Origin of the sequence: Planobispora rosea, assembly GCF_014648175.1 — a bacterium.
In the GTDB taxonomy this organism is placed as follows: Bacteria; Actinomycetota; Actinomycetes; order Streptosporangiales; family Streptosporangiaceae; genus Planobispora; species Planobispora rosea.
The window spans coordinates 100,706-124,281 of the sequence record NZ_BMQP01000024.1 but is presented as its reverse complement, the minus strand read 5'-3'; the positions used below and the strand labels follow the sequence as shown (position 1 = coordinate 124,281).

General features: G+C 70.3%; 18 protein-coding genes. 5 read left to right on the top strand and 13 right to left on the bottom strand.

Features of this window, described 5'->3' with window-relative positions; translation table 11 throughout:
- Window positions 1-131: 131 nt before the first annotated feature.
- From IEZ08_RS23485 to IEZ08_RS39745, 6 genes are read right to left on the bottom strand one after another with little or no spacing between them, the layout of a single operon-like run.
- Window positions 132-1,910, bottom strand: coding sequence for an NADH-quinone oxidoreductase subunit N (locus IEZ08_RS23485; protein WP_189242894.1), 1,779 nt, complete (start codon window positions 1,908-1,910; stop codon window positions 132-134).
- Entirely contained in the window at window positions 1,907-3,628 is a 1,722-nt protein-coding gene (locus tag IEZ08_RS23480) for a complex I subunit 4 family protein (protein WP_229803439.1), read from the bottom strand. The genes IEZ08_RS23485 and IEZ08_RS23480 overlap by 4 nt, the downstream gene beginning before the upstream one ends.
- On the bottom strand, window positions 3,625-5,565 hold the full coding sequence (locus IEZ08_RS23475; RefSeq protein WP_189242893.1) for an NADH-quinone oxidoreductase subunit 5 family protein: 1,941 nt from the start codon (window positions 5,563-5,565) through the stop codon (window positions 3,625-3,627). Before IEZ08_RS23475 ends, IEZ08_RS23480 begins: the two co-directional genes overlap by 4 nt.
- Window positions 5,562-6,020: an NADH-quinone oxidoreductase subunit NuoK gene (gene nuoK / locus IEZ08_RS40795; RefSeq protein WP_275424740.1), complete on the bottom strand. Its 459-nt coding sequence runs from the start codon at window positions 6,018-6,020 to the stop codon at window positions 5,562-5,564. The genes IEZ08_RS23475 and nuoK overlap by 4 nt, the downstream gene beginning before the upstream one ends.
- A gap of 1 nt (window position 6,021) precedes the next feature.
- Window positions 6,022-6,561 carry an NADH-quinone oxidoreductase subunit J family protein gene (locus IEZ08_RS23465; protein ID WP_068920847.1) on the bottom strand — a complete coding sequence of 180 codons (540 nt, stop codon included), beginning with the start codon at window positions 6,559-6,561 and terminating at the stop codon, window positions 6,022-6,024.
- On the bottom strand, window positions 6,558-7,814 hold the full coding sequence (locus tag IEZ08_RS39745; RefSeq protein ID WP_229803437.1) for a NuoI/complex I 23 kDa subunit family protein: 1,257 nt from the start codon (window positions 7,812-7,814) through the stop codon (window positions 6,558-6,560). The genes IEZ08_RS23465 and IEZ08_RS39745 overlap by 4 nt, the downstream gene beginning before the upstream one ends.
- A 243-nt stretch (window positions 7,815-8,057) precedes the next feature.
- On the opposite strand from IEZ08_RS39745, the gene IEZ08_RS23455 reads away from it, so the two are divergent.
- Window positions 8,058-9,407, top strand: coding sequence for a serine/threonine-protein kinase (locus tag IEZ08_RS23455; protein WP_068920846.1), 1,350 nt, complete (start codon window positions 8,058-8,060; stop codon window positions 9,405-9,407).
- A 15-nt stretch (window positions 9,408-9,422) separates the two neighbouring features.
- On the opposite strand, the gene nuoH is transcribed toward IEZ08_RS23455, so the two are convergent.
- The 4 genes from nuoH to IEZ08_RS23435 are packed head-to-tail and all read right to left on the bottom strand — an operon-like array spanning window position 9,423 to window position 11,890.
- The gene (gene nuoH / locus IEZ08_RS23450) at window positions 9,423-10,376 is read right to left on the bottom strand and encodes an NADH-quinone oxidoreductase subunit NuoH (protein WP_068920845.1); all 954 of its coding nucleotides are present in this window, start codon (window positions 10,374-10,376) and stop codon (window positions 9,423-9,425) included.
- On the bottom strand, window positions 10,376-10,984 hold the full coding sequence (locus IEZ08_RS23445; protein ID WP_189242892.1) for an NADH-quinone oxidoreductase subunit C: 609 nt from the start codon (window positions 10,982-10,984) through the stop codon (window positions 10,376-10,378). Before IEZ08_RS23445 ends, nuoH begins: the two co-directional genes overlap by 1 nt.
- Window positions 10,981-11,496: an NADH-quinone oxidoreductase subunit B gene (locus IEZ08_RS23440; protein ID WP_068920844.1), complete on the bottom strand. Its 516-nt coding sequence runs from the start codon at window positions 11,494-11,496 to the stop codon at window positions 10,981-10,983. Before IEZ08_RS23440 ends, IEZ08_RS23445 begins: the two co-directional genes overlap by 4 nt.
- A 22-nt stretch (window positions 11,497-11,518) precedes the next feature.
- Entirely contained in the window at window positions 11,519-11,890 is a 372-nt protein-coding gene (locus tag IEZ08_RS23435) for an NADH-quinone oxidoreductase subunit A (protein ID WP_189242891.1), read from the bottom strand.
- Between the two features lie 228 nt (window positions 11,891-12,118).
- Between IEZ08_RS23435 and IEZ08_RS23430 the strand changes: the two genes are divergently transcribed.
- From IEZ08_RS23430 to IEZ08_RS23420, 4 genes are all read left to right on the top strand, one after another.
- The gene (locus IEZ08_RS23430) at window positions 12,119-13,585 is read left to right on the top strand and encodes a polysaccharide deacetylase family protein (RefSeq protein WP_189242890.1); all 1,467 of its coding nucleotides are present in this window, start codon (window positions 12,119-12,121) and stop codon (window positions 13,583-13,585) included.
- 80 nt (window positions 13,586-13,665) lie between these two features.
- Window positions 13,666-13,755, top strand: a complete 90-nt coding sequence (locus IEZ08_RS40665) for a putative leader peptide (protein WP_373294378.1) — start codon at window positions 13,666-13,668, stop codon at window positions 13,753-13,755.
- 205 nt (window positions 13,756-13,960) lie between these two features.
- Window positions 13,961-15,808, top strand: coding sequence for a 2-oxoacid:acceptor oxidoreductase subunit alpha (locus IEZ08_RS23425; RefSeq protein WP_068920841.1), 1,848 nt, complete (start codon window positions 13,961-13,963; stop codon window positions 15,806-15,808).
- Window positions 15,801-16,847, top strand: a complete 1,047-nt coding sequence (locus tag IEZ08_RS23420) for a 2-oxoacid:ferredoxin oxidoreductase subunit beta (RefSeq protein ID WP_068920840.1) — start codon at window positions 15,801-15,803, stop codon at window positions 16,845-16,847. Before IEZ08_RS23425 ends, IEZ08_RS23420 begins: the two co-directional genes overlap by 8 nt.
- 55 nt (window positions 16,848-16,902) lie before the next feature.
- Here the strand turns inward: IEZ08_RS23420 and rfbC are convergent, their stop codons facing one another.
- The 3 genes from rfbC to IEZ08_RS23405 all read right to left on the bottom strand — a co-directional run bounded on the left by rfbC (window position 16,903) and on the right by IEZ08_RS23405 (window position 23,567).
- The gene (gene rfbC, locus IEZ08_RS23415; RefSeq protein WP_068920839.1) at window positions 16,903-17,514 is read right to left on the bottom strand and encodes a dTDP-4-dehydrorhamnose 3,5-epimerase; all 612 of its coding nucleotides are present in this window, start codon (window positions 17,512-17,514) and stop codon (window positions 16,903-16,905) included.
- On the bottom strand, window positions 17,511-21,665 hold the full coding sequence (locus tag IEZ08_RS23410; RefSeq protein WP_189242889.1) for a LamG-like jellyroll fold domain-containing protein: 4,155 nt from the start codon (window positions 21,663-21,665) through the stop codon (window positions 17,511-17,513). Before IEZ08_RS23410 ends, rfbC begins: the two co-directional genes overlap by 4 nt.
- Before the next feature lie 258 nt (window positions 21,666-21,923).
- Window positions 21,924-23,567 (bottom strand): PQQ-binding-like beta-propeller repeat protein, encoded by a 1,644-nt coding sequence (locus IEZ08_RS23405; protein ID WP_084779511.1) that lies wholly within the window; start codon window positions 23,565-23,567, stop codon window positions 21,924-21,926.
- Window positions 23,568-23,576 lie beyond the last annotated feature (9 nt).

The following is a 23,576-nucleotide window of genomic DNA, read 5'->3' as shown; positions in this document are numbered from 1 at the left end:
CGAACGTTCCCACGGAACCCGGATCACCGCTGATCTCGCCCAGGGCTGAGCCCGGCTGACGCTTCCCGGGCGGCCCTCTCCAGCGAGCGCCTCCTGGACGGTCACCCGGCGAGCGCCTCTCCCGCGCGGCTCTACCGAGAGGCGGTGAAGAACGCGGGAACCAGATCGAGCACCAGTTGCGGCGCCACCGAGAACGCCAGCGCGACGACTCCCGTCAACACGATCGCCGCCCCCACGGGAAGCCACCCGCCGCGCGCACCGCCCACTCCGGGAACCGCTCCCGTGCCGCTCTCCCCCGCGGCAGCGGGGTCTGCCTCGCGTGCTGCAGTGCCGTCCGCTGCCGCAGTGCCGTCCGCTGCCGCACGGACGGGAGTGAAGATCCGCGCGGCCCAGGCGACGTAGTAGTAGAGGCCGATGACGGTGTTGACCGCCATCACGATTGCCAGCCACGCCCCGCCGCCGTCGACGATCTCCCGGAATACCACGATCTTGGCGAACAGCCCGGCGAGTCCGGGCGGCAGTCCGGCCAGGCAGATCAGGAAGAACGCCAGGGCCAGCCCGGCCGCCGGGTTCCGGAACACCAATCCCCGGTAGTCGTCGAGCTCCCCCCGCTCCCTCCTCCGCGATACCAGCATGACCACGGTGAACGCCCCGAGGTTCATCGCGGCGTAGAAGACCAGATAGGTGATGGATGCTCCCACCGCCTCGGGGGTCTCGACGCCGAGCGGGGCGAGGATGTAACCGGACTGGGCGACCGAGGACCAGGCGAGCAGGCGTACGGCGTTGCGCTGCCGGAGGGCCAGCAGGTTGCCGGCGGTCATGGTGAGTGCGGCGACGATCGCGATGATCGGGGCCCAGGTGGCGATCTGGCTGTGCAACGCGGCGACCAGGACGAGGATGAGCCCGGCGAACCCCGCGGCCTTGGAGATCACCGAGAGCAGCGCCGCGACCGGGAGCGGAGCCCCCTGGTAGACGTCGGCCGCCCAGGCGTGGAACGGCACCGCCGCGACCTTGAAGGCGAACCCGGCGATGACCAGCACCACCGCCACGGGAATCACCGGCGGCAGATCGTAGACGAGCTGGAGCGAGGTGTACTCCGGGACGGAGGACCACTGATCACCGATCCGGGCGATGGTCTCCATGGCACCGCCGTCGGTGCTCACCGGATCCATGCCGGGACCGTCGAGGGCCCGGGGAGCCTCCCTGAGCGCCTGGGCCAGCCGGTCGAGGTAGACGGTCCCGGTCATGCCGTACAGCAGGGAGACCCCGAAGAGCATCACCGCCGTGGAGACCACCGAGACCAGGAAGAGCTTGACCGCGGCCTCGGAGCCGCGGCCGTCGTACCGTCTGAGCGCGGTGAGCGCGAACACCGGCAGCGAGACCAGTTCCAGCGCCACCACCAGCATGATCAGGTCCCGGGCGGCGGGCAGGGTGACCGCACCGACGAGGACGCAGAGCAGCAGGAAGTACCACTCCCCGACGGGGATGTCCTTGGAGGACAGCTCCGTCATGGACAGCAGCACCACGACCGCCCCGGCCACCAGCGCGAGACCGGCGAAGATCAGCGTGAAGCCGTCCACCGCGAACGAGCACGAGGGGCCCGCCACCGCACCGAGTGGCCTGCCCGCCACGATTCCCCCGCCTGCGGGGGTGAGCGCGCCGAGCCCGGCCCGCGCGGGCCCGGCGAGGCCTTCGGGGACGCAGAACGTCTGTATCGGAGGCCCGTCCCGCAGCGCCTGGGAAACGACGAAACCGAGAGACCCGAACACACCGGCCAGCGTGACCGCGTCCAGCACGGGGCGCGCGTAGGGCCTGCGGGGCAGGAAGGCGTCCAGGAGCAGGACGAGCCCGGCGGTCAGCGCGAGGATCAGCGGCGGCGCTATCGCGTAGTAGTCGATCTGCTGGATCATGGCGCTCCCACCAGGGTCCGGACCACCGGGTCGGTGACGAGGAGAAGTGCCTTCGGCCAGAGACCGAACAGCAGGATCAGCCCGACCAGCGGCGTCCAGGCGACCAGTTCGTGTCTCATGACATCGCGGAATCCGGCCGCGTCTCCGGCGGCACGGGGTCCGGGCTGCCCATCCCTCCGGCCGGAATCGTCTTCGTCCGCGGAACCCCCGGCACCGGCTCCGGACGTCCCGGTGAGGGGCAGTGTGCCGTAATCGGCTGCAACGGCTTCCTCCGCCGGGCCGGACCCGGCGAGCGCGGGAACGTGGACGGTGTCGACGGGCCGGCCGTGGGTGACCCGGGAGAGCATGACCAGGAAGTAGGCGGCGGTCAGCACGGCGCCGATGCCGCCGACGGCCATGAAGGTCAGGAAGAGCGGGCGGGAAAGGCCGGGTGCCGGTTCGAAGGCACCCAGGAGAGCGAGCATCTCTCCCCAGAAACCCGCCAGTCCCGGCAGGCCGAGGGAGGCGATGCAGGCGAAGGTCAGCAGGGAGCCGAGGTGCGGCAGGCGGGACAACATGCCCCCGCCGAGGGCGGGCATGTCGGCGGTGCCGTAGCGCTCCTTGACCGCTCCCGCGACGAAGAACAGCAGGCCGGTGATCAGTCCGTGGGCGATGTTCCCGAACAGCGCGGCGTTGACGCCGACCGGGGTGAGCGTGGCGAAACCGAGCAGCACGAAGCCCATGTGCCCGATCGAGGAGTAGGCGATCATCCGTTTGAGATCGCGCTGGGCCAGGCAGGCGAGGGCGCCGTAGATGATGCCGACCACCGCGAACGCCCCGAGCCAGGGGGCCACGGCGGCGGCGCCGTCGGGCAGGACGGGGATGGCGATGCGCGCGAAACCGTAGGTCCCCATCTTGAGCAGCACGCCCGCCAGCAGCACGGAGCCGACGGTGGGCGCCTCGGTGTGCGCGTCGGGCAGCCAGGTGTGCAGCGGCCACATCGGGGTCTTGACCGCCAGACCGATGCCGACGGCCACGAAGGCGATGATCTGCACCGAACGGGACATGCCGGTGCCCTGCGCACGGGCGAGGGCGATCACGTCCAGGGTGCCGGTCTGCGCCCAGATGAGCAGGAGACCGAGCAGGAGCACGACCGAGCCGAGCAGGGTGTAGAGAATGAACTTGATCGCCGCCGTCCGCCGCGCACGGCCTCCCCAGATGGCGATCACGAAGTACATGGGGATGAGGACGATTTCGAAGAACACGAAGAACAGCAGCAGATCGAGCGCGAGGAACGTACCGATCATGCCGACTTCGAGGACGAGCAGGGTGAAGACCAGGGCACGCGGCCTGGTGCCGGCCGGCGCGGGCCGGAGCAGCTGCCCGGGACCGTCGGCCTTCCCCCAGCTCAGGTAGACGAAGCAGAGGAAGGTCAGCAGTGCGGTCAGCACGACCAGCGGGAGCGAGATCCCGTCGACGCCGAGGTGGAACCTGAGGTCCAGGCCGGGGATCCACGCCATGTCGGTCTCGAACTGCACCCGGGCCGCGTCACCGTAGTCGAAGGCGACCGCGAGCACCACGGACAGCGCGAACGTGATCCCCGATACGGCGAGCCCGTGGACACGGAGCGACCGCCCCCCGGCGGCACCGTCCGGCCGGGACGGCACGATGAGCGCGACGGCCCCGGCCAGGGGCACCCCGAGCAGCATGATCGGCAGCCAGTTCATGAGAGAGGTCATCCGAACATCACCGCTCCGACCGAGATGAGGAGCACACCCGCCAGCAGACCGGTTACGTAGAGCTGTGCGTTGCCGTTCTGTGTGAGACGCACCAGGCCGGACAGGCCCAGCGTCACCCGGCCGGAGCCGCGCACCGCGCCGTCCACCACCCGGTCGTCGGTACGGACGACCAGGCGGGCGAGAGCGAGGACCGGGCGAGCGAACACCCACTGGTAGACGGAGTCGACGTAGAAGGCCCGCTCGCAGGGGGCGCGGAGGGGGCCGAGCATCCGCGCGGGGTCACTCAGGGGGTCGCTCCGCCACACCGCGTAAACCGCCCCCGCGCCCAGGAGCGCCACGGCGACGCTCAGCCCGGCCGTACCCCAGTGGACGTCGGCGATCCGGACGAGCCCGAGGAGCAGGGCCGGCACGGCGAGGACGATGATCGGCCACTTCATGGTGGCCGGGGCCTCGTGGGTCTCGATCACGCGGGCGGTGCCGGGAGCGGGCTCGGGGAGCGCGACGATCGGGCGTGTGCCGAAGAAGGTCCGCAACCACGCGCGGGTGGAGTAGGCACCGGTCACCGCGACCGTGGCGAGGGCGCTGCCGTACAGCAGCAGGGCGGCGGCGTCGGTGAGCGGCCCCTGTGAGACGGCCTGTTCGACGGCTGCGAGCACCTCGTCCTTGCTGAAGAAACCGCTGGCCGGAGGGAGCCCCATCAGGGCGGCGAAGCCGATCGTCATCGTGACGAAGGTGATGGGGAGCTCCTTGCGGAGGCCTCCCATCATGCTCATCAGGTTGGAACCGACCGCGTGGATGACCGCTCCGGCGCAGAGGAAGAGCAGTGCCTTGAAGGCCCCGTGAGTGACCAGGTGGAAGATCGCCGCACTGTCGGAGCCCGCGGCCAGTGCCGCCGCCATGTAGGCGAGCTGGCTGATCGTGGAGTAGGCGAGGACGCGCTTGAGGTCGTCCTGGGCGAGGGCGGCGAGCGCGGCGCCGAGCATGCCGAGCGCGGCCAGGACGGCGAGCACGTCCAGGGTGGGTCCGGCGGCGAGGAAGGCCGGGTAGAGGCGGGCGACGATGAAGATTCCGGCGGCGACCATCGTGGCGGCGTGGATGAGGGCGCTGATCGGGGTCGGACCGGCCATCGCGTCCGGGAGCCAGGTGTGCAGCGGAACCTGGGCGCTCTTCCCGGCCACCCCGGCCAGGAGAAGCAGGGTCGCGGCGATGAGCGTGCCGGAGGACATCTGCGGGACCGCGGCCAGGACGTCGTTGATCTTGAAGCTGTCCGCCGCCGCACCGAGAACGAAGATCCCGAACAGGAAGCCGACGTCACCGAGCCGGGTGACCAGGAAGGCCTTGACCGCGGCCCGGGAGTTGGCCCGGTCTTCCCACCAGTGCCCGATGAGGAGGTAGGAGCACAGCCCCATGATCTCCCAGCCCACGTAGAGGACGAGGAGGTCGGCCGCGTAGACGACCAGGAGCATGGCGCTGGTGAAAAGGCTGATGAACGCGCTGTAGGAGGGGTAGCGGCGGTCTCCGCGCAGGTAACCGACGGAGTAGATCTGCACGGCGAGCGCGACCACCGTGACCAGCACTCCGGCCGTCGCCGCGAGGTCGTCGACGACAAGCCCGACGGAGATGGGGATCGAGCCCGTGTCGACGACGGTGAGCGTGCCCGTGACGCCGTCGGTCCCGGGGCCGCCGTTGCCGGTGCCCCCGGAGGGGGACGAGGTCAGGACTTCTCCTCCGCCGAACCCCGCCCCATGGGTGGCGGCCAGCCAGCCCGCGAGAACGGCCGAGATCCCGGTCGGCACGACGGCGACCCAGGCGGCCCGGCGGTTCGCCCTCTCGTCGCCCTGCTCGTCTCGGGCGTGTCCCGGCCACCGGGAACCGAGCAGGCCGGCGGCCGCGGACAGGAACGGCAGCAGAACCGCGAGTGCGGCAAAAATGATCACGAATCCTCCCTCCGCCCGGACGTCCGTTCCGGCCCGGCGGCCGACGGGGCTGTCTCGTCGCCGGAGGTGGCGTGGGCGAGGGCGGTGCCGGGGATCGCGGGATCAGTGCCGGGGGTGGCGTCGGAGGTCGCGGTGACGCCGGGGGGCGATGGTTCGGCCAGAGCACGGAGGTGGTCGAGGTCCACGGTCTGGCGGTTGCGGTAGAGAGCGAGGACGATCGCCAGGCCGAGACCGATCTCTGCGGCGGCTATCACGATGACGAAGAGCGTGAGGACCTGCCCGCCGTGGAGACGGTCACGCAGCCACACATCGAAGACGACCAGGTTGAGGTTGACCGCGTTGAGCATCAGCTCGACGGACATGAGAACGAGGATGGTGTTGCGGCGGGCGAGCACGCCGTACACCCCGATGGAGAACAGCAGCGCCGAGACGATCGCCGGGTAGACGACGTGCACGTCAGTCCCTCCCCCGGATATCGGTGCGGGAGATGACGATGGCTCCGATCAGAGCGGCGAGCAGGAGGACCGAGAGCGCCTCGAAGGGGAGGACCCAGTTCCGGAAGATGGCGGAACCGAGCTCCTTGGCCGCACCCGCGCCGGGATCGAGGGGGGTGTACGCCGTACGGAAACCGTCGATGACGACGGTCACCAGCACGGCGGCGGTCGCGACCGCCACGACGGCAGCGACGATCTTGTTGCCGCTGTCGAGGTCGGCGGACCTGCCGATGGGGGCGCGGGTGAGCATGATGCCGAACAGGAGCAGGACGACGACGGCTCCGACATAGATCAGCACCTGGACCCATGCGACGAACTCAGCCGTCAGCACCAGATAGCAGCCGGCCAGCGCACCGAAGCAGACGACCAGCCAGAGCGCGGCGTGAACGAGCTGCCTGGTGGTGACGACGAGCAGGCCCGATCCGACCGCCACGGCTCCCAGGAGAAGAAAAATGATCTCTTGTCCGGTCGGTGACAGATAGGACGGCACCGCTTCCGTCACGACTCCTCCTCGGGTGCTCCAGTGGGGTCCGTGGCAGAAGTCTGCTCCGCTGGGCCGCCACCGGGGGGCGCGCCGCTCTCACCTGTGGAAAACTTCGCGGAAGTCGAACGGCCTGTGGATGCTTCTTCCCCGGATGACCACGACCGGCCCGCGCCCGCCTTCCCGGCGGACGCCTGATCGGCGTCTGGCTTCTCACCGAGCTGCCGCTCCGCATCCGGCTTCTCGGCGGGCGGTTGGCCCGTGGGCGGTTGGCCCGTGGACGGCTGGCCCGTGGAAGACGGGTGGTCCGCGGACGACGGGTGGTCCGCGGGCGGCCGATCTGTGACCGGCTCTCTGGAAACAGACCGCGCCGCGGGCGGGTCGCTCTTCTTCGGAAGCGAGCCCGGTGGCTTGATCGCCCGGACGTTGGCGTGTCCGGCCGACGCCCGCCGTACCGGACGCTCCGGACGCTCCGGACGGGCCGCGCGGGGCTGGCCGGAGGGGCCGGGCTGTTCACCCTCGCCTCCGGCTCGGGCTTCCTCCGCACCGCGGTCCCGGCCGGAGGCGGCGGTGTCCGGCCGTGGGACGGCCTCCGGCTGAGCGGAAGCATCGGGGCGAGTGGCACTCGACGAGGTGACGTCACCGCTGGACTGCTCACCCTCGCCTCCGGCTTGGGCTCCCTCCGCGCTGCGGTCCCGGCTGGGGGTGGCGGGGGCGGGGTGGGCGTCGGCGGGACCGGAGGCCGGGTGGGCAGGACGGGCGGAACGGGTATCGGCGGAGGCGGGAGCCGACCGGGCGGGGCGGGCGCCGGTGGGGCCGGGGGCCGGGCGGGTGGGTCGGGAGGCCGCGGCGAGTTCCTTGGGCGGGTCGGCGTTGGGCTCGTGGGCGGGGGGCGGGGGAACCGTCTGAACCCAGGCCGCCAGCCGGTCCTTCTCGTGGACGAGGTTGCGGATGTCGCCCTCGGCGTACTCGAACTCCGGGGACCAGAACAGGGCGTCGAAGGGACAGACCTCGATGCAGATCCCGCAGTACATGCACAGGGAGAAGTCGATCGCGAAGCGGTCGAGCACGTTACGGGCGCGCGGGCGCCCGCCTTCCGGGGCGGGGAGGGTCTCCTTGTGCGAGTCGATGTAGATGCACCAGTCGGGACACTCACGGGCGCAGAGCATGCACACCGTGCAGTTCTCCTCGACCAGCGCGATCACCCCCCGGCTCCGGGCAGGCAGGTCAGGCCGTACCTCGGGGTACTGCTGGGTCACCGACCTGCGCAACATGTGGCGAAGGGTGACGGACAGTCCCTTCGCCAGTCCTACTCCTGGTATCCGCGCCACTTCAACATCATGGCGTACGGCACGGCGCTCGGGAATGCGGCGGTCCGAAGGAAGACGTCATCCCCAGAATCCACACGTTATCCACAGCGGTTATCCACAGTCTGTGTGTTCGACTTCCGTGTCCGTCGTGGAAATCCATCGCGAAGGGGACTGCAAGAGTCACCGGATATACGTATTGTTCGCGCCATGTCCCAGCAGTACGGCTCCGCCTGGAACCCTCACCACCCGCAGCAGCCCCACGGGCCGCAGCCCGCGTCCTCCAACACCGCCTTAACCGTGCTGTGGGCGTTCATCCCCCTGTTCACCTGCGGGTTCGGAACTCCGTTCGTCATGGGATTCGCCGCATCGCGGCTGCGGAGCGTGCCGCTCGTCTTCACGACCGCCCTGTACACCCTCGGAATGGGCGTGTTCGTCATCGGAGCGGGCACCTACGGAGACTCCGACCTGATTCCCACCTGGCTGGACGTCCTGCTCACGATCGGGCTGGTCGGCAGCTGGCTGGGCGGGACGGGCCACGCTCTGATCATCCGGAGCCGGGTCTTCCCGCAGCCCCAGTACTCCCCGGCCGGCCCGCCCGCCGGGCTCTATCCGCCCCCGCCCTCAACCGCGCCCACCCCCACGTATCCGTCGCCCGGCCCGTCCTCCGCGCACCACACTCCCATCCCGACTCCCATCCCGCACCCCAGCCAGCCGCCTTATCTGAAGAACACGTTGTACAGCGACCAGCCTCCCCGTACGCACATGCAGTTCACGCAGTCCGGCCGGCCCCAGGAGTGGATCGGGCCGTACCGGGTGATCGACACGCTCGGCCGGGGCGGCCAGGGAACGGTTCACCTGGCCCTCACCCCGCAGGGACAGAAGGTGGCGATCAAGGTCCTGCACGAGCACTTCGCCGGGAACAAGGCCGCGCGCGACCGGTTCCTGCGGGAGGTGGAGGCCACGCGCAAGGTCGCGACCTTCTCCACCGCCCGGGTGCTGGACGTCAACATCAACGACGACCAGGCCTACGTCGTCAGCGAGTACGTGGACGGCGTCTCGCTGGAGCAGCTCGTCCGCGACAAGGGGCCCCGGGACGAGGACGGGCTGACCCGGCTGGCCCTGGCCACGGCGGGCGCGCTGGCCGCCATCCACCGGGCGGGGGTCGTCCACCGGGACTTCAAACCGGCCAACGTGCTGATCGGGTCCGACGGGCCCCGGGTGATCGACTTCGGTATCGCCCGCGCCCTCGACCAGGTCACCGCGACCTCCAGCGTGATGGGCACCCCCGCCTACATGTCCCCCGAGCAACTCGGCGGAGGACACGTCGGCCCGGAGTCCGACGTCTTCAGCTGGGCGTCCACCATGATCTTCGCCGCCTCGGGCCGCGTCGCCTTCGGCTCGGACACCATCCCCGCCATCCTCAACCGGGTGCTCAACCACCAGCCGGACCTGTCTCCGCTGCCGTCGTCGCTGCGCCCGCTGGCCGCCGCCTGCCTGGAGAAGGACCCGGCCAGGCGGCCCACGGCGGCCGACATCATGTTGCGCATCGTCCAGTAGCCCCGCGGCGGCTTCTCAGACGGTGAGGACCTTGACGACCCCGGTGAGCGCGAGCTGGACCAGGGCCAGCGGGACCAGCCCGGCCCAGGCGAGCTTCTGCAGCTGGTCCTCGCGGAGCCGGGGGTAGCTCACCCTGACCCAGATCACCACGAACACCAGGGCGAACACCTTGATGAGCATCCACACGGGCCCGGGCAGCAGGGGCCCGTGCCAGCCGCCCAGGAAGAGCACGCTGGTGAGCGCGGAGAGCACGATGATCCCGGCGTACTCGGCCAGCATGAACAGGGCGAACCTGATCCCGGTGTACTCCGTCATGGGGCCCATGATGATCTCGGACTCGGCGATCGGCATGTCGAACGGGGGGCGGCGGAGCTCGGCGAGTCCCGCCATGAAGAACACCACGCCGCCGATCGCCTGCCAGGGCAGCCACCACCACTGCCAGGCCTCCACGATGCCCGGCAGGGAGAGCGTGCCCGCCGCCATCGCGACGCTGGAGGCCGCCAGCACCAGCGGCAGCTCGTAGGACATGAGCTGGGCGGCCGAGCGCATCCCGCCCATCAGGGAGTATTTGTTCCCGGATGACCAGCCGGCCATGATCGAGCCGAGCACGCCGACGCCCATCACCGCGAGCACGAAGAACAGGCCGGCGTCCAGGTCCACCCCGACCAGACCGGGGCCGATCGGGATGACGACCATCACCACCAGGTACGGCACCAGCGCGACGGCGGGGGCCAGGCCGAAGACCCGGCGGTCGGCCGCGGCCGGGATCACGTCCTCCTTCTGGGCGAACTTGACCCCGTCGGCGATCAGCTGGGCCCAGCCGTGGAAGCCCCCGGCGTACATCGGGCCGAGACGGGACTGCATGTGCGCCATGGCCTTGTGCTCCATCTGGCCGGCGACCAGCGGCAGCACGAGGAAGACCGCGACGATCGCGACGAGCCGGACGGCGACGTCGAGCACTTCGGCCATCACGCCTCCCGCCGGGGGGTCTCGTCCCCGGGGCCGAGATCGGGGCCCACGACACCCGGACGGGCGGCCTCCCGCGCCCAGTCGGCCGGGACCCCGGGGGGAAGCGTCTTGCGCCGGCTCGGCGAGCCGTGATCGGACTCGCCGGGTTCCTTCGCCCCCGGCCAGGCCTTGGCGACCCGGGAGGCCAGCACGAAGTCCTTGCGGAGCGGGAAGCCCTCGAACCCGTCGGGCAGCAGCAGCGGGACCAGGTTCGGATGGCCCTCGAAGATCACGCCGAACATCTCGAAGGTCTCGCGTTCGTGCCAGTTCGCGCCCCGGAACACGCCGACCGCACTGGGCAGCCGGGGGTCCTCCCGGGGCACCCGGGTGCGCAGCAGCAGGCGGGCCCGCTCCACGGGGTCGTAGAGGTGCGCGACGACCTGGAACCCGTCCGGAGGGTCGTCGACGCCGGTCAGCCAGTCGAAGTAGACGTAGCCCGCGTCGCGGACGGCCTCCAGCAGTCCCAGCCAGTCGCCGGCCGGAACGTCCGCGGTGGTCTGGCCGAAGGCGTGCGACACCTGCACGCGGGAGCCGTACCGCTCCTCGATGAGAGTCTCGACGGAGCTCACGCGCCCTCCCCCCCGGGGGCGTAGCGGTCGCCCAGGGACTCGGCGGCGATCTTCTCCTGGAGCTGCATGATGCCGTAGAGCAGCGCCTCGGGCCGGGGCGGGCAGCCGGGGACGTAGACGTCCACCGGGATGATCTGGTCGACGCCCTTGGTCACGCAGTAGGAGTCCCAGTACGGCCCGCCGGTGTTGGAGCAGGCGCCGAAGGAGATCACGTACTTCGGGTCGGGCATCTGCTCGTAGAGCCGTTTCACGGCCGGGGCCATCTTGTCGGTCACCGTGCCCGAGACGATCATCAGGTCGGCCTGCCTGGGGCCGTTCGCGAACGGGATCACCCCGAACCTGATGAAGTCGTGCCTGCTCATCGTGGTCGCGATGAACTCGATCGCGCAGCAGGCCAGGCCGAAGTTGAACGCCCAGAGCGAGTAGCGCCGTCCCCAGTTGAGGATGAAGCGCATGGGCTTGGGAGCCAGTCGCGCGACCGGCCCCAGGGTGGGCATCGGGAGATCCGCCATAACCCGCATTCTCCTCTGCCGGTCAGGTCCAGGCGAGTACGCGCTTGCGCCAGGCGTAGAGGATTCCCAGCGCGATGAAGCCCAGGAAGACGAACATCTCGACCAGGGTGGTCATCCCGAACCCGGGCGCGTCGAAGATCGTCGACCAGGGGAAGAGGAAGACCGCGTCGACCGCGAACACCACATAGAGATAGGTGAACACGTAGTAGCGGACCTGGGACTGGGCCCAGCCGTCGCCGACCGGGTCGACGCCGCACTCGTAGGTGGTCAGCTTGTCGGGGGTCGGCCGGTTCGGGCGCAGCATCCGGTTGGCGAACAGCGCCCCCGCGAAGATGACGACGCCGATCGCGAAGAGCACGACGACCACGGCATACGAGCCGAAATACTCGTCCACGGACCGATCGTAACCGCAGGCCGTCCTCCGGCACAGGAACGGGGCGGGCGCCCGGCCCGTTCCCGTACCGGGGGACGGCGAGGGCGGTCAGAGAGCCGGACCTTTTTGGTGACTGTGCACGCAGGATCAATCACCCTCTGAATCCGTTAAACCTGGATATGACAAAGCATGCTTCCCAGTCACCCCAAGGGAGGGTAAATAGGATAACTCTCCGTCTACCGTTCATTTATGCCCAAAGCGCGCCTTGCCGGAGGGATCGCCCTCGTCACCGCGACCGTCATCGGTTGCGGTGCGGTCACCACTCCCTCGCTGTCCGCGAAGGAACTCCTGCCCTCGCAGTCCACTCTGATCGACTACGTGGACCCGTCCACGGTGCCCGGCCTGAGTACGGAGACCGTCACGGAGGGTGACGGCGGTGGTCGCCGCGTTCACGCCGTCTACCCGGTCGTGGACGGCGCTCCCCGCCTGACCGAGAAGCTCCGCGCGGTGGTCGGCGGGCATACGGACCGGTCCGGGGAGGGCGCCGCCCCGCCGTCCTCCGAGCTCAACGTCGACTGGCAGCTCGCGGCCGTCTCCGACCAGGTCGTCGGGGTACGGCTGAGCGTCGGCGAGTTCACCGGGACCGGGTGGGCCACCTCCAGGACCACGGTCTGGTACGACCGCGTGGAGAAGCGGGCGATGGACTCCACCGGCCTGCTCAAGGACTCCGCGGCGCTGACCGCGCTGGCCGCCCTGACCCGGGTGGAGCTGGCGGGCCGGAAGCAGGTCGTGGATGTGGACGCCGTCAAGGCCGGCGAGGACTTCTTCGACTCCCTCTCCTTCAACCGCGACGGCGACCTCGTCGTGGAGTTCGACGACTACCAGGTGGCCGCCGGGTCACTGGGCCGGGTGGCGGTGGCCGTACCGGAGGAGAAGGTGGCGGGCCTGCTGTCCCCCGCCGGGGTGCGGGCGCGCTCGGCCGCCGTCTCGGCGCGGAAGGCCCAGTCGCAGGCCCCCTCCGCCGCGGAGATCGAGGCCGCGACCGCCGACCGCCCCGAGGCCCGCAGCCCCCGGGCGGGCACCGTGGACTGCACGCGGATCAAGTGCGTCGCGCTGACCTACGACGACGGCCCCGGGCCCGGCACCGGCGAGCTGCTGGACGTCCTGGCCGAGCACGGGGCCCGGGCCACCTTCTTCACCGTCGGCACGAACGCGGCCGCCCAGCCCGGGCTGCTGCTGCGGATGAGCCGGGAGGGGCATCTGGTGGCCAACCACACCTGGTCCCACCGCGACCTCGGCTCCCTGCCCACCAGCAAGATCGCACACCAGCTCGGCAGGGCCCAGGAGGCGATCACCCGGGCGACGGGGCAGACCCCCACCCTGGTGCGCCCGCCGTACGGCGCGGTCGACGAGAAGGTCATGGAGGCCGCGGCGGAACTGGGTCTGCCGGTGGTCCGCTGGAGCGTCGACGCGGGCGACGTGAAAGATCATGACGCCGGGAGCGTCGCCCGCCGGGTCGTCGCCGCGGCGGAACCCGGATCGATCATCCTCATGCACGACGTCCGGAGTACGGCCGCCGCCGCGACTCCCGAAATCCTGCGGACCCTCACCGAGCGGGGCTACGCTTTCGTCACGGTGCCCGAGTTGTATGGCTCCGCCGGGATGCGGCCGGGAAAGATCCACGACTCCGGCCCGGCGCCGGCGACGACGCCGTGACCGGGACATAACCAGGGGCTATGACCCCATAGCCGGAGGGGATGAGGAGCGTCTCCCGGCGGGACATATAGTTGGGCATCGTGACCCCCATCGTCCTCTTCGGCCGCCTGCACGTGGATCTGTGCCGGCTTGCCTCCGGGCTGTGTCGGGCCGACCACCCGCGTCCGTGACCCGCCCCGGCGTCCCCACGCCACGGGACGGACGACCCGCGCCCCACGTCCACACCGCAGCGGCCCGCTGAGGATATGCGACATACGTCACACTCCTCCGCCGAGTGGAACGCGAAGACCGCCGCGTGACCCCGAGGGATCTAGCATGGAAATGAAGAACGTGCCACCAGCAACGGCGCCCTGGCGCGTCGAGGAGGACTGAGCTGTGACCAAGCAGGTTCAGCAACTCGACCGCGTGATCATCCGTTTCGCCGGCGACTCCGGCGACGGCATGCAGCTGACGGGTGATCGCTTCACTGCCGGAACGGCGGAGTTCGGCAACGACCTCTCCACCCTCCCCAACTTCCCCGCGGAGATCCGCGCCCCCGCAGGCACCCTGCCGGGCGTGTCGAGCTTCCAGCTCCACTTCGCCGACCACGACATCCTGACCCCGGGCGACGCCCCGAACGTCCTGGTCGCGATGAACCCCGCCGCGCTCAAGGCCAACCTCGGCGACCTGCCGCGCGGGGCCGACGTCATCGCCAACACCGACGAGTTCACCAAGCGCAACCTGCAGAAGGTCGGCTACGACGCCAACCCGCTGGAGGACGGTTCGCTGGCCGAGTGGCGGGTCCACCCGGTGCCGCTGACCTCGCTGACGGTCAAGGCGCTCGAGGACTTCGACATCTCCAAGAAGGACGCCGAGCGCGCCAAGAACATGTTCGCCCTCGGGCTGCTGAGCTGGCTCTACCACCGGCCCACCGAGGCGACGATCTCGTTCCTGGAGACCAAGTTCGCCAAGAAGCCCGACATCGCCAAGGCCAACATCGCGGCCTTCACCGCGGGCTGGAACTACGGCGAGACCACCGAGTCCTTCTCGGTCTCCTACGAGGTCAAGCCCGCGCAGCTGCCCCCGGGCGTCTACCGCAACATCTCCGGCAACCAGGCCCTGGCCTACGGCCTGATCGCCGCGAGCGTGCAGTCGAAGCTCCCGCTGTTCCTCGGGTCCTACCCGATCACCCCGGCCTCCGACATCCTGCACGAGCTCTCCAAGCACAAGCGGTTCGGCATCCGTACCTTCCAGGCCGAGGACGAGATCGCGGGCGTCGGCGCGGCGCTCGGCGCGTCCTTCGGCGGGGCGCTGGGCGTCACCACGACCTCCGGCCCCGGTGTGGCGCTGAAGGCCGAGACCGTCGGCCTGGCCGTCACCACCGAGCTGCCGCTGATCGTGGTGGACGTGCAGCGCGCGGGCCCGTCGACCGGCATGCCGACCAAGACCGAGCAGACCGACCTGCTGATGGCGATGTACGGCCGCAACGGCGAGTCGCCGCTCCCGGTCGTCGCCGCGATGTCGCCGAGCGACTGCTTCGACGCGGCCGTCGAGGCGGCCCGGCTCGCGGTGAAGTACCGCACCCCGGTCATGCTGCTGTCCGACGGCTACCTGGCCAACGGCTCCGAGCCGTGGAAGGTGCCCAGCGCCGCCGAGCTGCCGGACATCTCCGTCCCGTTCGCCACCGAGCCGAACGACGGCGAGGCGTTCCTGCCGTTCAAGCGCGACCCCGAGACACTGGCCCGTCCCTGGGCCGTCCCGGGCACCGCGGGCCTGGAGCACCGCATCGGCGGCATCGAGAAGGCCGACGGCACCGGCAACATCTCCTACGACCCCGACAACCACGACCGCATGGTCCGGCTCCGTCAGGCCAAGATCGACGGGATCGCCAAGGACATCCCGGCGCTGGAGGTCGACGACCCCGACGGTGACGCCCGCGTGCTCGTGCTGGGCTGGGGCTCGACCTACGGCCCGATCGCGGCGGCCGTACGGCGCATCCGCAAGTCCGGCGGGAAGGTCGCCCAGGCGCACCTGCGGCACCTCAACCCGCTGCCGGCCAACACCGGCGAGGTGCTGAAGTCCTACGACAAGGTGCTGCTCCCGGAGATCAACCTCGGCCAGCTCGCGCTGCTGCTGCGCGCCCGCTTCCTGGTCGACATCATCAGCTACAACCGTGTGCGCGGGCTTCCGTTCAAGGCCGAGGAACTGGCCGGCGTGATCCAGGACGTGATCGACAGTGAGTGAGCTTCTGAACGGCAGGGGCCTGTCCCTGGTCCCCAAGTCCGACGCCAAGCAGACCATGAAGGACTACAAGTCCGACCAGGAGGTGCGCTGGTGCCCGGGCTGCGGTGACTACGCGATCCTGGCCGCGGTGCAGTCCTTCGTCCCGGAGCTCGGCCTCAAGCGCGAGAACATGGTGTTCGTCTCGGGCATCGGCTGCTCCTCCCGGTTCCCGTACTACATGAACACCTACGGGTTCCACTCCATCCACGGCCGCGCCCCGGCGATCGCCACCGGCCTGGCCACCTCGCGCCCCGACCTGAGCGTGTGGGTGATCACCGGTGACGGCGACTCGCTCTCCATCGGCGGCAACCACCTGATCCACGCGCTGCGCCGCAACGTCAACCTGAACATCCTGCTGTTCAACAACAGGATCTACGGTCTGACCAAGGGCCAGTACTCCCCCACCTCCGAGGTCGGCAAGATCACGAAGTCCACTCCGATGGGCTCGCTGGACAAGCCGTTCAACCCGATCTCGCTGGCGCTCGGCGCCGAGGCCTCCTTCGTGGCCCGGACCATCGACTCCGACCGCAAGCACCTGCAGTCGGTGCTGCGCGAGGCCGCCGAGCACAACGGCACCTCCCTGGTGGAGATCTACCAGAACTGCAACATCTTCAACGACGGCGCCTTCGACCAGCTCAAGGACCCCGAGCAGCGTGACGACATCACGCTGCGCCTGGAGCACGGGCAGCCCATCGTCTCGGCCTCCAAGGCGGTGCGGCGGTCGGCCGACGGCGGCATCGAGGTCGTCGACCGGGCGTCGGTGCGCGAGGAGGAGATCCTCGTCCACGACGCGCACCGCGCCGACCCGTCGCTGGCCTTCGCGCTGTCGCGGCTGGACGAGCCCGCGTTCGAGCACGTCCCGATCGGGATCTTCCGCAGCGTCGACCGCCCGTCCTACGACGAGCAGATGGCGGCGCAGCTGGAGGAGGCCGTGGCGCAGCGGGGTCCGGGCAGCCTGGACGACCTGCTGCTGGCCGGGGACACCTGGCGCATCGGCTGATCCGCCGCAGTCGTCACGAGAGGGCGCCGGTCATCTGACCGGCGCCCTCTCGTGCTCATGTACCGCGGAGCTTGTCGTAGTGAGCCAGGCACTCCGCGTGGTGGGGCAGCAGGCCCGCGGCACGCGCCTCGGCGAGCGTGGGGGCCGCGGCGTCCTTGGGCGAGAGCAGGGGATCGACCCCCTCGGGCCAGGCGATGCCGAGCTCGGGGTCGAGCGGGTGGATCCCGTGCTCCCGGGCCGGGGCGTACGGCTCGGAGCAGAGATAGACCACGGTGGCCTCATCGCTCAGGGCCATGAAGGCGTGCCCCAAGCCCTCCGCGATGTAGAGCCCGCGCCGTGACCTGTCGTCCAGCGGCACGCTCTCCCACCGCCCGAAGGCCGGGGAGCCCACGCGCAGGTCGACCACCACATCGAGGATCTCGCCGCTGACGCATGTCACGTACTTGGCCTGCCCGGGAGGCACGTCGGCGAAGTGCACGCCCCGCAGCACCCCGCGTCGCGACACCGAGCAGTTGGCCTGTGCCAGGCGGAGCGGGTGGCCCGCCGCGGCGGTCGCGGGACCGGCCTTGTACCACTCGAGGAACGCCCCGCGTTCGTCGGCGTGGACGGCGGGAGTGAACGTCCAAGCCCCCTCGATCGACAGCTCCCGTACCTGCTCGGACCTCATGGCACCGTCACCGTCCGGGTCGTCACGCTGGTCTGGCCGTCGCCGGCCGTGACCGTGAGCGTGATGCGGTAGGTGCCCGCCGCCGCGTACGTGTGCGAGGCAGTGGCGCCGGTGCCGACGACCCCGTCCCCATAGCTCCAGGTGTAGGAGGCGATGGGGGACGTGCCGGGTGCGGAGGCCGTGGCGTCCACCGAGCAGTCCAGCCCGGCGCATGAGGCCGAGAAGTCCGCGGCGGGCGCCGTGGCCGTGCTCTGGGCGGTGAAGTCGTCGACGGTCACCGTGACGGGGGCGTTGGTCGCGGTCCCGGACAGGAACGCGCCGAAGCCGACACCGCCCGCGGCCTGCAGTTCCGCCGTGGCGTCGGTCGCGGTGAGCTGCCAGCCGGCGGGCTCGGCCCCCGAGGCGGGCCACACCTTGGCCGACAGAGTCGTCGGCGAGGTGCCGGTCGCCCGGACCCGGAGCTTCAGCACGGTCCCCGGCGTGTAGGTGAGGCCCGGCACCGTCTGTTCGGCGGCGAGCACGGTATCGGCGTTGGCCGCGTCCGTCCTGCTGAGCATCAGGCGTACCTCCCCGGAGGAGAGCAGGCGGGCGCGTCCGCGGTAGTCGCCCACCCCGCTGATCCGGCGGCCGATGTTCCAGATGTAGACGCCGTTGCCGGTCCCCGCCTTGTCACTGGAGACGGACAAGGTGACGTCGGCGTCGGTGGTGGAGACGCCGTTCAGGTAGGCGCGACGGTTGGCGCCGGCGGACGGGAGTCCCAGCTTCGCCGCCGACCCGTCCACCGAGAAGCCGGCCGCGGCGCCGGACAGCGTCCACGGACCGCCGGTGTCGGCGCTGCCGAGCCCTCCCGTCACGCTCCGCCCGAAGGCATCCGCGGCCAGCGAGGTGGCCGGGTTGGCCGCCGGGCGCGGGGCAACGACCTCGGTGGCCGAGCCGGTCGCCGCGTCGTCATCGGTCACCGTGATCTTGACCGTGTAGTCACCGGCCGCGGGATAGGTGTGGGTGGCGGTGGCGCCGGTGCCCGTCGTGCCGTCGCCGAACTCCCAGGCGTAGGACTCGACCGTGCCGTCGGGGTCGCTGGACCCCGAACCGTCGAAGGTGCAGTCGAGGGCCTCGCAGCTCACCGTGAAGGACGCCGCCGGCGCCTGGTTCGCGGGGCCGGAGCCCGACCCCTTCTGCCAGTGCTCGGCCACCTGGGCCGCGGTGAGCACCGTGGAGTAGACCGCGGCCTCGTCGAGGGAGCCGGCGAAGTCGTCACTGGAGGGACGGGACGGCCAGCCGTTCAGGTTGTCTCCGCCGATCCTCCAGTAACCGGTGTAGCCCTCAGCGTTGACCTGCGGGTTGGTGCCCGCCGGTGTGCCGTCGACGTAGAGCGCCATGCCGCCCGGCCCCTGCGTGGCGACCACGTGGTGCCACTGGCCGTCGTTGTAGGCGTTCGCCGTGGTGATGAGGTTGATCGCGCCGGTGTAGGTGCCGAAGTTGAGCTTCCCGTCGTTCTGCATGTAGATGTGGCGGTCGTAGTTCGAGCTCGTCCCGCTGCTCGCGTTGCCGAACCCCATGATCTTGCCGCCGCTCGTCGTGGTCGTCTTGAACCACACTTCGGCGGAGTAGGTCCCCGGGTTGGCGACGGCCCCGGTCGAGATGACCCGGCCGTTGCCGACGGCGATGGCCGGGTCGGTCGTCCCGGCGACCGCGCCGGTCTGCCCGTAGGTCACTCCGGTCGCGGTGTAGGTGCCGGGGGTGCCGTTCTGGCCCGAGTCCGCCGCGACGCTCCCGCTCGCCTCCCCGAGACGCCAGTACAGGCTCGGCTCGTCGTCGTAGACCGCCCTGCCGTAGGGGTCGGCGGGACGCGGCGGGATGGTGCTGGTCCGGCCGCTCGCGGTGTAGTGCTCGTTCACCGTGGTCAGCGACAGAGCCGAGGAGTAGATCGCCACCTCGTCGATGTCGCCCGCGAGGTACGGGCTCGTGGGCTGGGACGGCCACCCGTTGAGGTTGTCGCCGCCGATGCGCCAGTGGCCGTCGTAGACCTGGGCGGTGGTCGTCACGGTGTTCTGCCCGACCCGTCGCCCGTCCACGTAGAGCGCCATGCCGCCCGCTCCCTGTGCGGCGACCACGTGGTGCCACTGGCCGTCGTTGTAGGAGGCGGCGCTGTTGACCGTACGGACCGCGTTCGGATAGACGCCGAACCAGATCCGACCGGAGTCGTCCATGTAGATGTGGCGGTCGTAGCTCGAACTGTTGCCCGTCGCCGCGTTCCCATAGCCGACGATCTTGCCGCCGCTGGTGGAGGTGGTCTTCACCCACGCCTCGATGCTGAAGATCGCGGGGGCCTTCACCGTGGTCCCGGTCTTCACGAACCCGTCGGCGGTCCCGCTGAACGGCGAGGAGCCGTCGGCGTCACCGTTGATCGCACCGGCGGAGCCGCGACCGGCGCCCGCCTCCCTGGAGGAGTCGAGGAAGCCGGCATGGTCGTAGACGACGGCGCCGCTGCTCTCTCCGAGCCGCCAGTAGTGGTCGGCGTCCTCGATCACCTTCTCGGCGTAGGGACTCGGTGAGCCGGCCGAGGAGATCGTCACGGGAGCGGATGTGCCGCTGCCCACCGTGTTACCGGACGGGTCGACGACCCGGATCCGGTAGGTGTGGGTCGTTCCGGGCTGCAGTCCGGTGTCGATGAACCCCGCGGCGGGCAGGGTCCAGAAGTTCGAGGCGACCTCCACCTCTCCCACCGGAGTGGTCCCGCCGCCGCGCAGCACCTGGTACGTGAGCTTCTCGTGGTCGCGGTCCCAGGTGGTCTTCCAGCTGACCCGGGCGGTCCCCGAGGCCAGCGAGACGGCGGTCGGGGTCAGGGCGGCGGAGGGGATCGGCCCCGAGTCCCGGGGAGCGGCGCCCTTGAGGGCGAAACGGGTCAGACCCTGCTGGGCGGCGCCGTTCACGGTGGTGAACTCGCCGCCCATCACCAGGTACTGCGAGTTGCCGGTGAGCGACCATCCGCCCTGGTTCATGCCGGTGTAGCTGCCGGCGTTCACGGTCGGGAACCAGTGCAGCAGGGTCGGGACCGGCTGACCGCTGTACTGGCTGTTGTTCGACGGCGGCCCCTGGTCGGTGCCGGTGGGGTAGATCGTCTCCGCGAGCGCCCGCTGCCAGCGGGTGGGCGACGCCTCCGGGAAGCCTCCGAGCGAGGCGCAGTCATGCGCGTGCCCCACGCTGTAGAGGACCTGGCCGATCGGGAACACCCCGTACGACGCGCCGTAGCAGTTGTCCAGCCAGATGAGGTCGCCGGTGTTCGGTTCGACGGCGAAGCGGCCGTCGAACCAGTGCCAGCCCTCGCCGTCGGCCGCGGCGTAGACGTTCGTGCCGTCCGTGGCCAGGTCGTAGGTCATGGAGTAGTTGGTGCCCTGGCGCGCCGGGATCGGGTTGCTGCTCCACGGCAGGGAGGCTCCGCTGGCGGGGTCGAGCGCGCCGATGCCGACGCGCGTCGCTCCGTTGAGGGCCTGGAACTTGCCGCCCACGATGACCCGGCTGCCGTCCGGCGACATCAGCAGGGCGAAGACCTCGTCGTCCGTGGTCGGCGCCCATGGCTGGAGGGCGCCGTTGCCCCGGGCGACCGCCGCCAGGCGGGTCCGGGACGAGCCGTTGACATTGAAGAAGTTTCCGCCGATGTAGACGGTGGTGTCGGAGACCGTCAGCGCCCGCACGATGTTGCCGACAGACGGGGCGAAGCCCGCCTCCAGCGCTCCGGTGGCGACGTCGAACGCGGCGACGCGGTTACGGGTCTGGCCGTTCACCGTGGTGAAGTCGCCGCCGACGTAAATCTTCTTCTGGTCCGGGGAGACCGCGATGGTCCGCGCTTGGGCGTTCAGTACGGGGGCGAAGGGCAGCAGGCTGCCGGTGGTGATGTCGAAGGCCAGGATGTTCGACCGGTTCACCTCCTGGGCGTTGCCCGGGGCTGTGCCCGGCGGGCGGGCCTTGGAGAAGCTGCCGACCGCGTAGACGGTGGAGCCGACAGTCGCCATCTTCCACACGACACCGTTGATCTGCCAGGTCGGCAGGGCGTCCGCGGTGACCGTCTCGGGGACTCCCGGGGCGGGATCGATGTCCGCGCGCGCCGGGGCGGGCGCCTCCGAGAGCGTCACCGTCAGCAGGGCGGCCATGGCGATGAGTACGCGTTTCGATGCCGTTGACAGCAGCGATCGAGTGATCACGGGCACCTACATCTCTTCACTTTTCGTGGCCCGTACGGGGCCGTGCTGAAGCGAGACTAATGGAGTGGATCATGGATGATCCATAGGCGTCGGACTCGGATTCCGGGGGCCGGACAACGATTCGGCCCGATGGTGGACAGGCCCGGGAAGCCGGCTGTCCGGTGCCGCGGGCGGGCGGCCCGCCCGCGGCACGCTGACGGCGGCCGGTCAGCTGACCGTGATGTCCGGTGAACTCGGACTGGAGATCCGGTTGTTGTACGGATCGATCGCGCGGATCCGGTACTTGTAGACCGATCCCGCGGTCAGGCCGGTGTCCGTGCACGACAGGGTCGGCAGGTTCCAGAAGACGGTGTTCGCCTCCGCGGTACAGGCGACCGCACCGTCACTGCGCACGACCTCGTAGCGGACCTTGCGGTTGTCCAGGTCCCAGGTGGCCTTCCAGGTGACGGTGACGGCGCCGCCGCCGTTCGCCACCGCGGTCGGGGCCTTGAAGTCCGTCTGCACCGGACCGTTCACGTCGGGGCTGACGGCGTGTGTGGTGAAACGGGTCAGGCCTTCCTGCGGCTTGTCGTTCACCTGGGTGAAGTCACCGCCCGTCCACAGGTTGACGCCGTCGTTGGCCATCGTCCACGGACCCTGGACGAACGGGTAGACCGTTCCAGGCTGCGCGTTCGGGAACCAGTGGAGGATCTGCTGCCTGGCTCCGGCCGGAGTGCCGGCGGGCTCGGCCAGGAAGCGGCGGTGCGGGCGGACCTCCGGGAAGCCCTTGCCCTCGTAGTAGTTCTGCATGTCGCAACGGTGGGCGTGGGAGCCGCTGTAGAGCACTCCGTCCATGACGGAGATGGCCTGGGTGGCGCCCAGGCAGTTGTTGATCCAGATCCTGGCGCCGTTCTCCGGGTTCACCGCGAGGCGCCCGTCGAACGTCCCGACGCCGTCGGCGCTGGCGTAGACCCGTGTGCCGTCGGTGACCAGATCGGTCACCCAGGAGCGGTTGTTGGAGTTGTTGTAGGGGATGTCGTTGCTGAGGAACGTTCCTTTGGAGCCGTTGCTGACGTTCACCGCCGACAGGCCGTGCTGCCAGACGCCGTTGATGCGGTTGAAGTCACCGCCCACGATGACCCGGGTGCCGCTCGGCGCCAGGACCATCGCCATGACGCGCTTGTCGGCGGTCGGCGCCCACGGCAGCAGCGCGCCGTCGGCCCGGTTGAACGCCGCCAGGCGGGTGCGCGTCGCGTCGCCGACGGCGGTGAAGTGGCCTCCCGCGAAGACCGTCGTGTCCGAAACCGCCAACGCCCGCACACGACTGTTGGGCGAGGGCGCGAAGGCGTCGTCCAGCGCGCCGGTCGCCGTGTCGAAGGCCGCGATGCGGTACCTCCGCTCGCCGTTCACCTTGGCGAAGTCGCCCGCCACATAGAGCTTCGACCCGTCCGGCGCGGCCTTGATCTCCCAGACCGTGTCGCAGCGCCATTGGTCGGGGCCGACGTTGTCGCACTCGATCTGGTCGTCGGTGTCCGTGAAGACCGGGCCGGTGACGACCGGCGCCCACGGGAGCAGTTCGCCCGTCGCGGCGTCGAAGGCCGCCAGGCCGGTGCGGGCCACCTCGCCCGCCCCTCCGCGGGGGACGCCGGGCGGGCGGACGTGGTCGAAGTTGCCGCCCACGTACGCGACACCGTTGACGATCTCCATCGCGAGGACGACACCGTCGGTCTGCCAGGTGGGCTGCGGGTCGGCGGTAACCGTCGCCGGCTCGCCCGGAGCCGGAGCCGTGTCGGCGACGGCTGTGGGTGACAGCGATAACAGGACCGCAAGGCCGGCGCCGAGCGCTCCCGCTGCCAGATGTTTCCTGCGCATAAGCCCCCT